The organism is Kouleothrix sp. (assembly GCF_046328425.1).
GTDB lineage: Bacteria > Chloroflexota > Chloroflexia > Chloroflexales > Roseiflexaceae > Kouleothrix.
Genome location: NZ_JAXLWP010000015.1, coordinates 18503 through 31186, shown reverse-complemented (window position 1 = coordinate 31186; position 12684 = coordinate 18503). Strand labels below are relative to the sequence as shown.

General features: G+C 67.5%; 11 protein-coding genes. 2 read left to right on the top strand and 9 right to left on the bottom strand.

Annotated features, from left to right (window positions below; translation table 11 throughout):
• The first annotated feature begins 103 nt into the window (after positions 1 to 103).
• Positions 104 to 778 carry a histidine phosphatase family protein gene (locus U0177_RS15030; RefSeq protein ID WP_409571463.1) on the top strand — a complete coding sequence of 225 codons (675 nt, stop codon included), beginning with the start codon at positions 104 to 106 and terminating at the stop codon, positions 776 to 778.
• On the opposite strand, the gene U0177_RS15025 is transcribed toward U0177_RS15030, so the two are convergent.
• The 3 genes from U0177_RS15025 to U0177_RS15015 form a co-directional block, all read right to left on the bottom strand.
• On the bottom strand, positions 775 to 1701 hold the full coding sequence (locus U0177_RS15025; RefSeq protein ID WP_409571462.1) for a carbohydrate ABC transporter permease: 927 nt from the start codon (positions 1699 to 1701) through the stop codon (positions 775 to 777). The two genes, U0177_RS15030 and U0177_RS15025, sit on opposite strands and share 4 nt — an antisense overlap.
• A 49-nt stretch (positions 1702 to 1750) precedes the next feature.
• Positions 1751 to 2719, bottom strand: a complete 969-nt coding sequence (locus U0177_RS15020) for a carbohydrate ABC transporter permease (RefSeq protein ID WP_409571461.1) — start codon at positions 2717 to 2719, stop codon at positions 1751 to 1753.
• Positions 2720 to 2887: 168 nt separating this feature from the next.
• Positions 2888 to 4309, bottom strand: coding sequence for an ABC transporter substrate-binding protein (locus U0177_RS15015; RefSeq protein WP_409571460.1), 1422 nt, complete (start codon positions 4307 to 4309; stop codon positions 2888 to 2890).
• A 289-nt stretch (positions 4310 to 4598) separates the two neighbouring features.
• Here U0177_RS15015 and U0177_RS15010 point away from each other — a divergent pair, with 289 nt between their 5' ends.
• Entirely contained in the window at positions 4599 to 5408 is an 810-nt protein-coding gene (locus U0177_RS15010; RefSeq protein WP_409571459.1) for a M55 family metallopeptidase, read from the top strand.
• 94 nt (positions 5409 to 5502) lie between these two features.
• Here the strand turns inward: U0177_RS15010 and U0177_RS15005 are convergent, their stop codons facing one another.
• The 6 genes from U0177_RS15005 to U0177_RS14980 form a co-directional block, all read right to left on the bottom strand.
• A complete protein-coding gene (locus U0177_RS15005; protein ID WP_409571458.1) occupies positions 5503 to 7974 on the bottom strand; it encodes an ATP-dependent Clp protease ATP-binding subunit in 2472 nt (823 codons plus the stop codon).
• A gap of 191 nt (positions 7975 to 8165) precedes the next feature.
• A complete protein-coding gene (locus U0177_RS15000) occupies positions 8166 to 9533 on the bottom strand; it encodes a GNAT family N-acetyltransferase (protein WP_409571457.1) in 1368 nt (455 codons plus the stop codon).
• Positions 9530 to 10501, bottom strand: coding sequence for an RIO1 family regulatory kinase/ATPase (locus U0177_RS14995; RefSeq protein ID WP_409571456.1), 972 nt, complete (start codon positions 10499 to 10501; stop codon positions 9530 to 9532). Before U0177_RS14995 ends, U0177_RS15000 begins: the two co-directional genes overlap by 4 nt.
• A complete protein-coding gene (locus U0177_RS14990) occupies positions 10498 to 11028 on the bottom strand; it encodes a GNAT family N-acetyltransferase (RefSeq protein WP_409571455.1) in 531 nt (176 codons plus the stop codon). The genes U0177_RS14995 and U0177_RS14990 overlap by 4 nt, the downstream gene beginning before the upstream one ends.
• The gene (locus U0177_RS14985; protein ID WP_409571454.1) at positions 11015 to 11566 is read right to left on the bottom strand and encodes a GNAT family N-acetyltransferase; all 552 of its coding nucleotides are present in this window, start codon (positions 11564 to 11566) and stop codon (positions 11015 to 11017) included. The genes U0177_RS14990 and U0177_RS14985 overlap by 14 nt, the downstream gene beginning before the upstream one ends.
• A gap of 60 nt (positions 11567 to 11626) precedes the next feature.
• Entirely contained in the window at positions 11627 to 12484 is an 858-nt protein-coding gene (locus U0177_RS14980; protein WP_409571453.1) for an ABC transporter permease, read from the bottom strand.
• Positions 12485 to 12684: the final 200 nt, after the last annotated feature.

The window sequence follows — 12684 nt, the reverse complement described above, 5'->3', positions numbered from 1 at the left end:
CCGCCTGACTGCCAGGGAGCGCGGCGCGGGGCCGCGCAACCCGCGCCGGTGTGGTATGATTCTGGGCCGCACCGCTACATAGCAAGGAGCATCAAGCCAACCTATGAATACCATCTACCTGGTTCGCCACGGAGAAAATACCGCCAACCTGACGCGCGAGTTCTCGTATCGCCGCGTCGACTACTCGCTGACGCCCAAGGGCGTGCTGCAGGCGCAGCAGACCGGCGCGTTTTTTGTGGGCAAGCAGATCGACGCGATCTACGCCTCGCCGCTGAAGCGCGCGGCCGAGACCGCGGCGATCATCGGCGCGATGATTGGCATCGAGCCGACGACGGTCGAGGAATTCCGCGAGGTGAACGTCGGCGCGCTGGAGGACTGGCCGCCCACCGACGAAAGCTGGGCCGAGCACGACCGGATCGTGCGCTCGTGGTTCGAGGGCCAGCCCGGCCTGCGCTTCCCCGGCGGCGAAAACCACCACATGCTGCTCGCGCGCATGCGCGCCGGCCTGGCGCAGGCGCTGGCGGGCCGCGAGAACCAGCGCGTGATTATTGTCGGCCACGGCGGAATCTTCACGTTTACGATCAAAGACATCTGCCGCGACATCGACCTGCCGGCGCTGATCCGCCAGCCCAGCCGCAACTGCTCGATCACCGAGATCGACATGCTGCAGGACGGCGAGAGCTGGGTCGGCGCGCTGCGGGGCTGGTCGTCGCACGCGCATATCAGCGGCGACGCGGTTCCGCAGATCGTTGGGCACCCGGCGTTCGACAAGCGCTAGCGCCCGCCCATGCCGCTGAGCGTCACGCCCTCGATGAAGTAGCGCTGGAACAGCAGGAAGATCACGATCACCGGCAGCATCACCACCAGGCTGGCGGCCATCAGCCAGTTCCAGGCCGGCGCACCGCCGGCGGCGGCCTCGAACTGGCGCAGCCCGAGCTGGAGCGTATACAGGTTTTCGCGCTGCAGGTAGATCAGCGGGCCCATGAAATCTTCCCAGGCGTACTGAAACTTGGTGATCGCGATGTAGGCCAGCGCCGGGCGCACCAGCGGCAGGACGACGCTCCACCATGTGCGCAGCTCCGAGGCGCCGTCGATCCGCGCGGCCTCCGAAAGGTCGAGCGGGATGGTGCGCATGAACTGGCGCAGCAGAAAGATGTAGAAGGCGTCGCCGGCGAACGACGGCACCACCAGCGGCAGAAACGTATTGACCCAGGTGTCGGAGCCCTGGAAGCCAAACGCCGGCAGCTTGGAGAACAGGATGTACTGCGGGATGAGCGTGACGATGCCCGGCAGCATCATGGTGGCCAGCACCAGGCCGAACAGCCAGTCGCGGCCGGGCCAGCGCAGCCGCGCGAACGCATAGGCCACCAGCGATGTCGAGAGCAGCGTGCCCAGCACCGAGGCCAGCGCGATCACGACGGTGTTAAGCGCCCAGCGCGGCCACTGGCCGAAGCTAAACGCCTGCGCGTAGTTTTCCCAGGCCAGGCGCGTGGGCAGCCAGCGGTTATTAAACAGCTCGCTAAAATCCTTCAGCGAGGTCGAGAGCATCCACAGAAACGGCACCAGGAACAGCGCGCTGATGCTGGCCAGCACCAGCCACGCTGCCAGATCCACGCCGGCCAGCCGGCCGCGCGGCGCCGGCTGCTGCTCGTGCTCGCGCGCCAGCGGCGCGCTGACCTGCTTTTCGAGTGCGGTAGTCATTGCGACTCCTTGTTCTCGCGCGTGCGCCCATCGGGCTGCGCCGCCGGCGCTAGTGCGAGGCTTCGTTCTCGTAGTACACCCAGCGGCGCGCCAGCCACAGCTGCACCAGCGTGATCGCCAGGATGATCAGCATGAGGATCCAGGCCAGCGCCGAGGCATAGCCCATCTGGAAGCCACCCTGGCCGGTGCGCCCAAAGGCGCGGTTGTACATATACAGCACATAGAACAGCAGCGACTGGCCTGGCCCCTCGCGGGTGTTGTCGGCGTAGCCGCTGACGATAATATAGGCCGAGGTGAAGATCTGGAAGGTGCCAATGATGCCGGTAACCACCTGGAAGAAGATCGTGGGCGAAAGCATTGGCAGCGTGATGTAGCGCAGCTTGTCCCAGCGGCCGGCGCCGTCGATCTCGGCGGCGTCGTAGAGCTGGCGCGGGATGCCTTTCAGCCCGGCCAGGTAGATCAGCACGTTGCCGCCGATGTACCACAGCCCCATCACCACCAGCCCCGGCTTGGTCCAGCTTGGGTCGATGAACCATGCCGGGCCGGGGATGCTCAGCAGCGCGAGGCCGCGGTTGAGCAGGCCCTGCGGCGCCAGGATCCAGCGCCACAGGAACACCGCCGCCGCGCCGGCCAGCAGGCTCGGCAGGTACAGGATGGCGCGGAAGGCTTTGGCGCCCGGCAGGTTCATGTTCAGTAGCAGCGCGATCGCGATCGACACGACCACCACGATCGGCACCTTCACGCCCACCATCCAGAAGGTGTTTTTCAGCGCGATGTAGAAGCGATCGTCGGCGGTGAGGATCTGCTGGTAGTTGCGCAGCCCGAGCCAGCGCGGCGCGGCGATCATGTTGTAGCGCGTGAAGCTGGTGTACAGCGAGAATAGCATCGGGCCGGCGGTGAACAGCGCGAACCCCAGCAGCCACGGCAGCGCGAACAGCCAGCCGTGCAGCGCCTCGCGCCGCGCCGCGCGCGACCAGCCGTGGCGCCGCCCGGCGCGCGCCTGTGCCAGTTGTGCCATTGGTTTCTTCTTTCTTAAGAGCCTGTTTGAAAAGGGGGTGCGCGAGGAGCTATGCCCCTCGCATTTCCCTTCTGGCGGGTGGCGGCCACATTCGTGACCGCCACCCGCCAAAAAAGTGGATACTTGGAGGGACTTCGTCCCTCCAAACCACCCTTTTCAAACAACTTCTTAGGGGTTGCCGCCCTGCTCCACAGCTTTCTGCGCCTCGTCGAGCGCCTGCTGCGGTGCCAGCGCGCCGCTCCATACTTTCTCGTAGCGCTGCTCGAGCTGCTCTTTCCAGTTCGGGTAGGCCGGGTAGAAGGTGCCGCCCGAGCTGTAGCTCATGGCGTCGACAAAGAACTTCCAGCTGGGATCGGCCAAGAGCACCGGGTCGTTGGCGGCCTGCTGGTTCGCCGGCATGGCGTAGGTGTCGCGCGCCCACGAGGCTTGGGCCTGCTGGCCGGTGGCGCACTTGATGAACTCCCACGCCGCGTCTTTGTTCTTGGCGCCGGTGGGGACCGACAGCGCAAAGCCGCCGCTGGTGCTGCCCTTGGCGGTCTTGTACGGCAGGTCGCTCACGCCCCAGTCGAGGTTGGCGCTTTCGCCGTTGGCGGTGGGCACCTTGGGCCGAAAGAAGTTCAGGAACGAGGCGTAGCCGTTGATGTCGGCGATCATGGCCACCTTGCCGCTCATGAACTCGTCTTGCGGCGGGGCGGCGAACTGGCTGCGGAACTCCTGCACTTTCGGCCAGCCGCCATAGCGGTCGATCCACTGCTTGATCCAGCTGACCGTCTCGGCGGCCTGCGGGGTGTTGATCTGCGGCTTGCCGTCTTTGCCGATCCACTCGACGCCATTGGTGTAGCCCCAAGTCTCGGCGCCCGCGCGGATCAGCGGGAAGAAGCCGATGCGGTCGTAGCCGCCGCTGGCGTTCTTTTTGTCGAGCTTGTCGGCGTACTGCTGCACTTCGTCCCAGGTCTTTGGCGGTTTCTCGGGATCAAGGCCGGCCTCTTTGAACGCATTCTTGTTCCAGTACAGCACCACGACGTCGGTCTCGTAGGGGATGCCGTAGGTCTTATTCTCGTATAGTGTCTGCTGCCAGGTGAACGGCCAGAACTGCGCGCCGTCGATCCCGTCGCGCTCCGCCAGGTCTTGCAGGCTCTGATCAATGCCATCGGCAGCGCGCTGCGCCAGCTGCGGCCGATCCTCGACGATCACGTCGGGCATGCCCGAGCCGGCCGACACCGCTGCCACGTTGGCGGTCCAGATATCGCCGAACGGCTTGGGCGTCTCGTTCACTTTGATGTTTGGCAGCTGCTGGGCGCACAGCGCGATGATCCGCCGGATGGCGTTGCGCCGCACCGGCGACGACCAGAAGTGCCAGAATTCGACGGTGCCTGCGACATTGGAGTTGAGCTTCGGCCCGGCTGCGCCGCCGGCCGGGGCAGTGGCCGCAGCGGCTGGGGCAGTGGCTCCGACGGCTGGCGTGGTGGCTCCGGCGGCTGGGGTGGCGGCCTGCTCGGCACCTGGCTGGCCGCTGGTGCCGCCACAGGCCGCAAGCAAGCCAACCAGCACCAGCAGCGCGATCGCGCGCCGCGTGGAGTGGTATCTCATGGTGTGCTCCTTTTCCTCTCCGATCCGAGGCGGTGGCCCGCACCGCCGCTGTTTCGCTGTATGTGCCCTGGTGGTGCTCCTTTGCTCTTCGGCCTGGCCTGAGCAGCGGCCATAGGCAGCCGGCCACGGGGTGTTTAGTGGCCGGTGCCGCAACGCGCGGCGCAGGTGTGCAATTGTGCCAGGCGCATGCCAATGGTGTCGCTGATTCGCTTGCAACTCGCGTGCCGTCGTGGGCGGCTAGCGCGCGTGGTAAGATAGGCCGCTACCCGCTGAACAGGAGGGCCTCGCGATGAACGTGTATATTTCCGCCGACATGGAAGGGATCTCGGGTGTGGTGCACGGCGCGCAGACCGAGCCAGGCGCGCGCGAGTACGACCGGGCCTGCGCGCTGATGCTGGGCGAAGTGAACGCTGCGGTAGAGGGTGCGCTAGCGGCCGGCGCGGCGCGCGTGGTGGTGAACGACTCGCACTGGAACATGCGCAACCTGCGGATCGAGGAGCTGCACCCCGCCGCCGAGCTGATCTCGGGCTCGCCCAAGCCTTTCTCGATGGTGCAGGGGCTCGACGCGTCGTTTGACGCGGCGCTGTTTGTGGGCTACCACGCCATGAGCGGCACCTCGCCGGCCTCGATCGACCACACCTACACCGATGCGATCCACCACGTGTGGCTGAATGGCCGCGAGGTAGGCGAGATCGGCATCAACGCCGCGTTCGCGGGGTTTCACGGCGTGCCGGTAGCGCTGGTGACGGGCGACCAAATGGCGACGGCCGAGGCGCGCGCGCTGCTGGGCGAGGTGGCCACGGTGCAGGTGAAGGAGGCGTACAGCCGCAGCGCGGCGCGCTGCCTGCCCGTCGCCGAGGCGCGCCGGCTGGTACGCGAGGGCGCCCGCGCCGCGCTGGCGCAGCGGCGCGGGCCGCTGCGCTTCGACGCGCCGTATGCGCTGAAGGTCGAGTTCGTGAACACCGGCCAGGCCGAGATGGCCGCGCTGATGCCGGGGAGCGAGCGCCTGGACCACCGCGTGGTGCAGTACAGCCACACCAGCTATGTCGAGGTGTACCGCGCCTGGCGGGTGTTCTACAACCTGGCGGGTGCGGCGTAGGGGTAGGAGCGCATCAAAATCGCGCAGCCCTGCCCGACAAAGCCGGGCAGGGCTGCGCGAGTTGGTATCATCTGCGTCGCCTGTGGATCGCTGTTTACGCCCCGAGCGGCGCAGCCGGCTTCTTCTGGCTCAGCTCAAGCGTCTCGCGTTTGCCGAAGGTCAGCTCGCGGCCATTTGCGTCGACGAGGATCACGTCGCCGGCCTTGAACTGGCCCTTGAGGATATCGCGCGAGAGCCGCGTCTCGATCAGGCGCTGGATGGTGCGGCGCAGCGGGCGGGCGCCGTAGGCCGGCACATAGCCCTCGCGTACCAGCAGGGCCTTGGCGGCCGGCGTCAGCTCGAGGCTGAGGTTCTGCTCGCGCAGCCGGTCGGCCACCTCGGCCACCAGCAGGTCGACGATCTGCGTCAGCTCGGCCTCGGTCAGCGCGCTGAAGACAATAATATCGTCGATGCGGTTCAGGAACTCGGGGCGGAACGCCTGGCGCAGCGCCTCGTGCACGCGCTCGCGCGCAGCCTCCTCGGCGTTGCGGTCGTGCTGGCGCACCAGGCCGATGCTCTGCTGGCGCACGTGCTCGGTGCCCACGTTCGATGTCATGATCACGACGGTGTTGCGGAAGTCGACGGTGTGGCCCTGGCCGTCGGTCAGGCGGCCGTCGTCGAGCACCTGCAGCAGCGTGTTGAACACGTCGGGGTGGGCCTTCTCGATCTCGTCGAACAGCACCACCTGGTACGGCCGGCGCCGCACGCTCTCGGTCAGCTGGCCGGCGTCGTCGTAGCCGACGTATCCGGGCGGCGCGCCGATCAGGCGACTGACGGTGTGGCGCTCCTGGAACTCGCTCATATCCACGCGGGTCATGGCATCTTCGCTGTCGAACAGAAACTCGGCCAGCGCCTTGGCCAGCTCGGTTTTGCCCACGCCGGTTGGGCCGACGAAGATAAACGAGCCGATCGGGCGGCTGGGGTCTTTCAGGCCGCTGCGGGCGCGGCGGATGGCATCGGAGAGCGCCACGATCGCCTCGTGCTGGCCGATCACGCGCTCGTGCAGCCGCGCCTCCATCTCTACCAGCTTTTCGCGCTCGGTCTCGAGCATACGGCTGACGGGCACGCCCGTCCAGTTCGAGACGACCGCCGCGACATCTTCTTCGTCGACGACCTCGTCGAGGTTCGAGCTCTTGAGCCACAGGTCGCGCGCGGTGCTGAACTCGTGCTCGATCGCCAGGAAGCGCGCGCGCAGTGTCGCGGCGCGCTCGTAGTCGCGGCGGGCGCCGGCGTCTTCCTCCTCGCGGCGCAGCCGGTCGAGCTCGGCCTCCTGGGCCCGCAGGTCGTTGGGCATCGAGTAGATGTCGATCCGCAGCTTAGCCGAGGCCTCGTCGATCAGGTCGATCGCCTTGTCGGGCAGGAACCGGTCGGCGATATAGCGGCTGGAAAGGCGCGCGGCGGCCTCGATCGCCTCGTCGGAGATCGTCAGCGCGTGGTGCTCTTCGTAGCGCTTGCGCAGGCCGCGCAGCATCTCGATCGTGGTTTCGACATCCGGCTCCTCGACGAATACCGGGCTGAAGCGGCGCTCGAGCGCGGCGTCTTTCTCGATATGCTTGCGGTACTCGTCGATCGTGGTAGCGCCGATCACCTGCATCTCGCCGCGCGAGAGGCCGGGCTTGAGCATGTTCGAGGCGTCGATCGAGCCGGCGGCCGCGCCCGCGCCCACTACCGTGTGCAGCTCATCGATGAACAGGATCACCTGGCCCTGGGCGGCGCGCACCTCTTCCATCACGGCCTTGAGGCGCTCTTCGAACTCGCCACGGAACTTCGAGCCCGCGACCATGCCGGCCAGGTCGAGCGAGAGCAGCTTGCGGTCTTTCAGCGGCAGCGGCACATCGCCCGAGACGATCCGCTGGGCCATGCCCTCGGCGATCGCCGTCTTGCCCACGCCGGTTTCGCCCACCAGCACCGGGTTGTTCTTGGTGCGGCGGCAGAGGATGCGGATCACGCGGGTGATCTCGGCATCGCGGCCGATCACCGGGTCGAGCTTGCCCTGCTTGGCCAGCTCGGTCAGGTCGGTGGAGTATTTGCCCAGGATCTCGTAGCGGCCCTCGGCGCCGGGGTTGTCGGCGCGCTGGCTGCCGCGGATGTCCATCAGCGCCTGGTAGACGCGCTCCTGGTCGACGCCAAAGCTATTGAGGATGCGCGACGAGGCGCCCTCGCGCTCGCCGCTGATCGCGATCAGCAGGTGCTCGATGCCGACGTACTGGTCGTTCAGGCGAGCGGCCTCTTCCTCGGCGCGCTTGACCAGCCGCTGCGTGCGCGGCGTGATATACACCTGGTTGCCGTAGCCGTACTGGCCGTACACCTTGGGCGATTTTTCAAGCTCGCGCTCGACGCGCTGCGCGATTGTATCGGTATCGATCCCGAGCCGGCTGAGCGCGCGGTTGGCGAGCCCGTCGCGCTGACGCAGCATCGCCAGGAAGATATGCTCGACGTCGAGCTGCGTATGGTGCTGCTCGTGCATGATCTCTTGGGCTTCCTGGAATGCCTCTTGCGCCTTATCGGTGAATCGCTCTAATCTCATTCTGACCCCCGTGGGTGTCGTGCCACACAATTGCAGCACGTCGGGAACAGTATAGCATACATGTGGTGGACCAGGCCCATATGGCGGTGTAAGAGCGGCGTTAGAATCTGCGGCCGGGGTGGCGCACCGGCCGGGCGCACAAAGGCGCACGGGCGCGATCGATCGCGCCCGTGCAGTGTGGAGACGCAGCGTTAGTCGAGCGGCAGCACCCACGCCGGCCGGGAGGGGAACAGCGCCTCGAGCGCGGGGCGGGCCTCTTCCTCGGCCCACACGTCGGGGAAGGCGTAGCGCAGCTCGCTGAGGCTGCGGTGCCCGAACAGCAGCTGCAGAAACACCAGCGGCGGGAAGCCGCCGTTGGGCTTGGGGCCCCACGCCACCGCGCGCGCGTTCCAGGGCTCGGCGGCGCGCAGGCGGCCCTGCTCAAAGGCCAGCCGCAGGCCGCCGCGGTAGAAGTCGAGCCGCAGCTCGCCGCTGTAGCCTGCCATGATCGAGCCGGCCAGCCGCCGCTCGAGCGCCGGCGCCACGTGGCGCACGAACGCCGGCAGATCTGGCACGCGCACATACCAGGCGTAGGGCGCCTCGTAGGTGGCCGCCAGCATGGGGTCGAGCGCGGCGTAGGCCGGGTGCTCGCGCCCGAGCACCAGCGAGAGCCGCGCCGGCGGCGGTGTGTTCGGGCGCGGGGCGAACGCGCCGGGGGCCTGGGCCATCAGCGCGCGCAGCACGCTCGGCAGCGCGGCCGGCAGCGGCACACCCGGCGCAAAGCCCAGCGCCAGCACCGGCAGCGCGTCGCCCCAGCGGCGCCGGTGCGTCAGCACGTAGCCCACCGCCGCAGCATCGGCCGCGCCGGCGATCAGCTGGGTGCGCCAGCCTTCGGCGGCCTCGGCGCTCTGGCCCTCGAGCACCCAGCGCAGGTACTCCACGTCGAGCTGCGTGGAAACCGGCGCGCGCTGCCGATCCTGGTCGTAGAGCGCCAGCACGCGCGGCAGGTCGGCCGGCGTGGCGTCGCGCAGCACGAACGGCTCGGCCTGGCCCTCGGCGAGGCGCGGGATGGCGCTGAAATAGATATAGCGCTCGCCGCCCAGGTCGGCGGCGTATTCGTAGCCAAACTGGCGGTAGTAGAACGGGATGCCGGTGATGCCCTGGGCCAGCTGGCCATCGGCGGCGCCGCGCGCGTGGATCAGCTCGAAGATCGCCCGCACCAGCCCGCGCTCGCGGTAGCCGTCGCGCGTGCCGACGATCTCGGGCCGGCCAACCGCGAGCGGAATACCCTCGTAGCTCCAGGTCTGGCGGATCAGGCAGGTCGAGGCGGCGATCGTGCCGTCGCGCGTGTTCTCCACCAGCGCGAAGTCGCCCGCGCCGATCAGCGGGTGCCGGCCGCTCATCAGCTCGCGCGTCCAGGCGGCCATCAGCAGGTTTGGCGGGTCGTCTTTGGCGCGCCTGAATACCTCGGCGTACAGCGCGGCGATGCGCTCGGCATCGCGCGCGCCCGACCAGCGCAGCACCAGGCCGCCGCCCATGTCGCGGCGGTAGGCTGGGTTGCTGAGCAGGTGCGTAGTCATAGCTCAAGCTCCTCTGCAAGCTCGCTGTCGTCCTCGCGGCCGTAGCGCGCCCACATACTGGTGGCGAGCGCGCCGGGGTTGCAGCGCACGCCCTGGCGGGCAAAGTACTCGCACACCCGCGCGATATCGCGCCGCAGGATGAACTCGGCCTGGCGGTTGCCGCTGATCGCCGCCACCTGCGGGAAGTCGATCATGATCACACGCCCATCCCAGAACAGCATGTTGTAGGCCGAAAGGTCGCCGTGCACCATACCCTGCCCGAGCAGCAGCTCGACGTCGTGCAGCACGCTCTCGAACAGCCGCACGGCCACGCTGCGCGGCAGGCTGGTTTCGTTGAGGGTGGGCGCTGCGCGGCGCTCGTCGCCGAAGTATTCCATCAGGATGCCGTTCTCGGCGGCGGCGTAGGGCTTTGGCACGCTGGCGCCGGCGGCGTGTAGGCGCTCGATCGTGGTGTACTCGAACATCACCCACGAGGTGTGCGACACCTGCGCGCCGAACGCGGTCTTTTTGCCCACCGCGCGCATGAGCCGGTGGTCGGTCTTCTTGGCAGGCCGGCCGTCGGCCGTGAGGATCGCGCGGCCCTCGCGGTACATGGCGTCGTTGCGCAGGTTGCGGAACTGGCGCGGGCGGTAGATCTTGGCGGCCAGCGATGCCGCGCCGGTGGTCGGGTCGGCGGCGCAGCGATACACGCTGGCCTCTTTGCCGCCCTTGACCTGCGCCAGCACGTCGGTGATCAGCCGCTCGTCGTAGAATGGCCGCAGCGAGTCGAGCAGCCAGATCGCCTCGTAGCGCGCCGGCTGGTAGGTGGTGACGAAGCCGGCCTCCAGGCCCGATGCCTCGGCCAGCTCGGACACATCGGGGCGCGGCGCGGCGGGCTTGCGCGCGCGCTTGGCCGGCCGCGCGCGCGCCTCGTCGTCGAAGCGCGCGGCGTAGTCGGCATACGGCTCGTCGAAGGTGTCGTCGGTCATGGCTGGCGCGCCTCCCACTCGCGGCGCAGCATGCCCATCTGCAGCACGTCGACGTACTGGCCGCCGAAGAACGCCTGCTCGCGCATCCGGCCCTCTTCGACGAAGCCAAGCGCGCGGTAGCACTGGATCGCGCGCTCGTTGCAGGCCAGGGTGGTCAGGCCGACGCGCCGCCAGTTTTCGACCTGGAAGGCCCAGCGCAGCAGCAGGCCGATCGCCTCGCGGCCATAGCCCTTGCCGACGTACTCCGGGTCGTAGATCCCGATCCCGAACTCGGTGGAGCCGTCGCGGCGGTGCATGTGGTGCAGCCCGCAGCCGCCGATCACCACGCCGCCGACCTCGATCACGAACCAGGCTTTTTCCTCGCGGTCGAGGTGCTTTTCAAAGTCTTTCTCGATCGCCGCCAGCGGCGTGGGCTGCCAGTGGCCATCGGCCAGCAGCACCAGCTCGACATTGCGCTCGAGCTCGTGGAAGCGTTTCATATCGTCGCGCTCGACGGAGCGCAGCGTCACTCGTTTACCGCGTAGCATGGGGTGCTCCTTTAGTGCCAGCCTGCCACTCGCCGCGCAGCAGGCCCATGAGTACGACATCGATATAGGTGCCATTGACAAACAGCTGCCGGCGCTGGCGGCCCTCTTCGACGAAGCCAAGCGCGCGGTAGCAGTGAATCGCGCGCTCGTTGGTGCTCCAGGTGCTCAGCCAGACGCGCTCGTAGTTCTGGATGCGGAAGGCCCAGTTGAGCAGCAGGCCGATCGCCTCGCGCCCGTAGCCTTTGCCCAGGTAGTCGGCATCGAAGATCGCCACGCCCAGCCCGGCCACGCGCGAGCGCCGATCGAGGCTGTGCAGCTCGATATCGCCAATCATGCGGCCGTCGGTCTCGATCACGAACCAAGTTCGCTCGTCGCGATCGAGGCCGCGCTCGAAGCGCTTCTCGCGTGCGGCCAGCGGCACTGGCTGCCAGTGGCCGTCGGCCAGGATGCCCAGCTCGACGCTCTGGTACAGCTCGTGCAGCCGCTGTATGTCGGCGCGCTCGACGGCGCGCAGGGTCACTCGCGGTCCTTGTAGCATGGATTGTGCCTCGTGGCGGCCGGCTGGCAGCGAACTAGCCGGCCAGCGATTGTGTCGCGCTTAGCCGTTGCGCTTGAGCTTGCCGGTGGCCTTGGCGTAGCGCTCGGCGCGGCTAAAGGCGTACAGCCCGGTCGGGATGGTGATCAGGCCGGTGATCAGCAGCGGCACGATATACGGCAGGAATGCCGCGCGCACGCCGATGCCTTCGAGCAGCGCCTTGCGCATGCCCTCGAGCATGTAGGCGGCCGGCGAGATCTTGGCGAACACCTGCATCCAGCCGGGCAGCACGCTGATCGGGTAGTACACGCCGCTCACCAGCAGCACCAGCGTCTTGATGATGTTGGTCATCTGCAGGCCCTTCTCGGGCGAGAGCAGCGGCAGCACTGCGGCGAACATGCCCAGGCCGATGAAGCTCAGGCTGCCGGTCACTACGATCAGCAGCATGCTCGGCACATTGGCGTTGCTCAGATCCACCTTGAAGAACAGCGCCACGATGCCCATGATGATCGAGGTGTGCAGCACGCCGTACAGCACCGCGAAGGCCGCCTGGCCCAGCAGGTGCGTCAGGCGCGAGATCGGCGCCATGAAGGTGTACTCGATCGTGCCTTCCCAGCGCTCCCACTGGATCGCCTCGCTCACCAGGTCGAACACCATCGCCAGGTAGTGCCACACCAGCGTGCCGACCATTAGGAACAGAATAAAGGTATTGATCTGCTCGGCGGTCATCGCCACGCCGGTGATCTCGCTTGACGCCTTGCCGATCAGCGTCACCGCCAGCGAGCTGACGATCGAGTAGGCCAGCCACACCAGCTCCCAGGCCCAGTAGCGCTTGATCAGGTTGGCGTTGCGCTCGACGAACGCGTATGCGGCGCGTAGCTCGCGCCCAAGCTCGCCGCCGCGGCGGGGTAGAGTTGTCATAGGTGTTGCCTCCGTATGAGACTTTAAGGAGTTACGCTCTTGCGTGACTTGGCTTCCTCACGGTACGCGATTGAGCCTGCGGCGGCGTGGTGCATGTGCATCTTCTGTGTGCGGCTTTCCCCGCTCAGCGCGGAAAGCCGCTCTGCCGAAGGCTGAGGGCGCCAACTGCGCAAATCCTAACTTTAATGGCGGGGGAGCCG

Coding starts and splice junctions, on each gene's coding strand:
- U0177_RS14995 (WP_409571456.1), bottom strand. CDS start 10,501: ATGACCGACGACACCTTCGACGAGCCGTATGCCGACTACGCCGCGCGC.
- U0177_RS14990 (WP_409571455.1), bottom strand. CDS start 11,028: ATGCTACGCGGTAAACGAGTGACGCTGCGCTCCGTCGAGCGCGACGAT.
- U0177_RS15025 (WP_409571462.1), bottom strand. CDS start 1,701: ATGACTACCGCACTCGAAAAGCAGGTCAGCGCGCCGCTGGCGCGCGAG.
- U0177_RS15020 (WP_409571461.1), bottom strand. CDS start 2,719: ATGGCACAACTGGCACAGGCGCGCGCCGGGCGGCGCCACGGCTGGTCG.
- U0177_RS14980 (WP_409571453.1), bottom strand. CDS start 12,484: ATGACAACTCTACCCCGCCGCGGCGGCGAGCTTGGGCGCGAGCTACGC.
- U0177_RS15000 (WP_409571457.1), bottom strand. CDS start 9,533: ATGACTACGCACCTGCTCAGCAACCCAGCCTACCGCCGCGACATGGGC.
- U0177_RS15005 (WP_409571458.1), bottom strand. CDS start 7,974: ATGAGATTAGAGCGATTCACCGATAAGGCGCAAGAGGCATTCCAGGAA.
- U0177_RS15015 (WP_409571460.1), bottom strand. CDS start 4,309: ATGAGATACCACTCCACGCGGCGCGCGATCGCGCTGCTGGTGCTGGTT.
- U0177_RS14985 (WP_409571454.1), bottom strand. CDS start 11,566: ATGCTACAAGGACCGCGAGTGACCCTGCGCGCCGTCGAGCGCGCCGAC.
- U0177_RS15030 (WP_409571463.1), top strand. CDS start 104: ATGAATACCATCTACCTGGTTCGCCACGGAGAAAATACCGCCAACCTG.
- U0177_RS15010 (WP_409571459.1), top strand. CDS start 4,599: ATGAACGTGTATATTTCCGCCGACATGGAAGGGATCTCGGGTGTGGTG.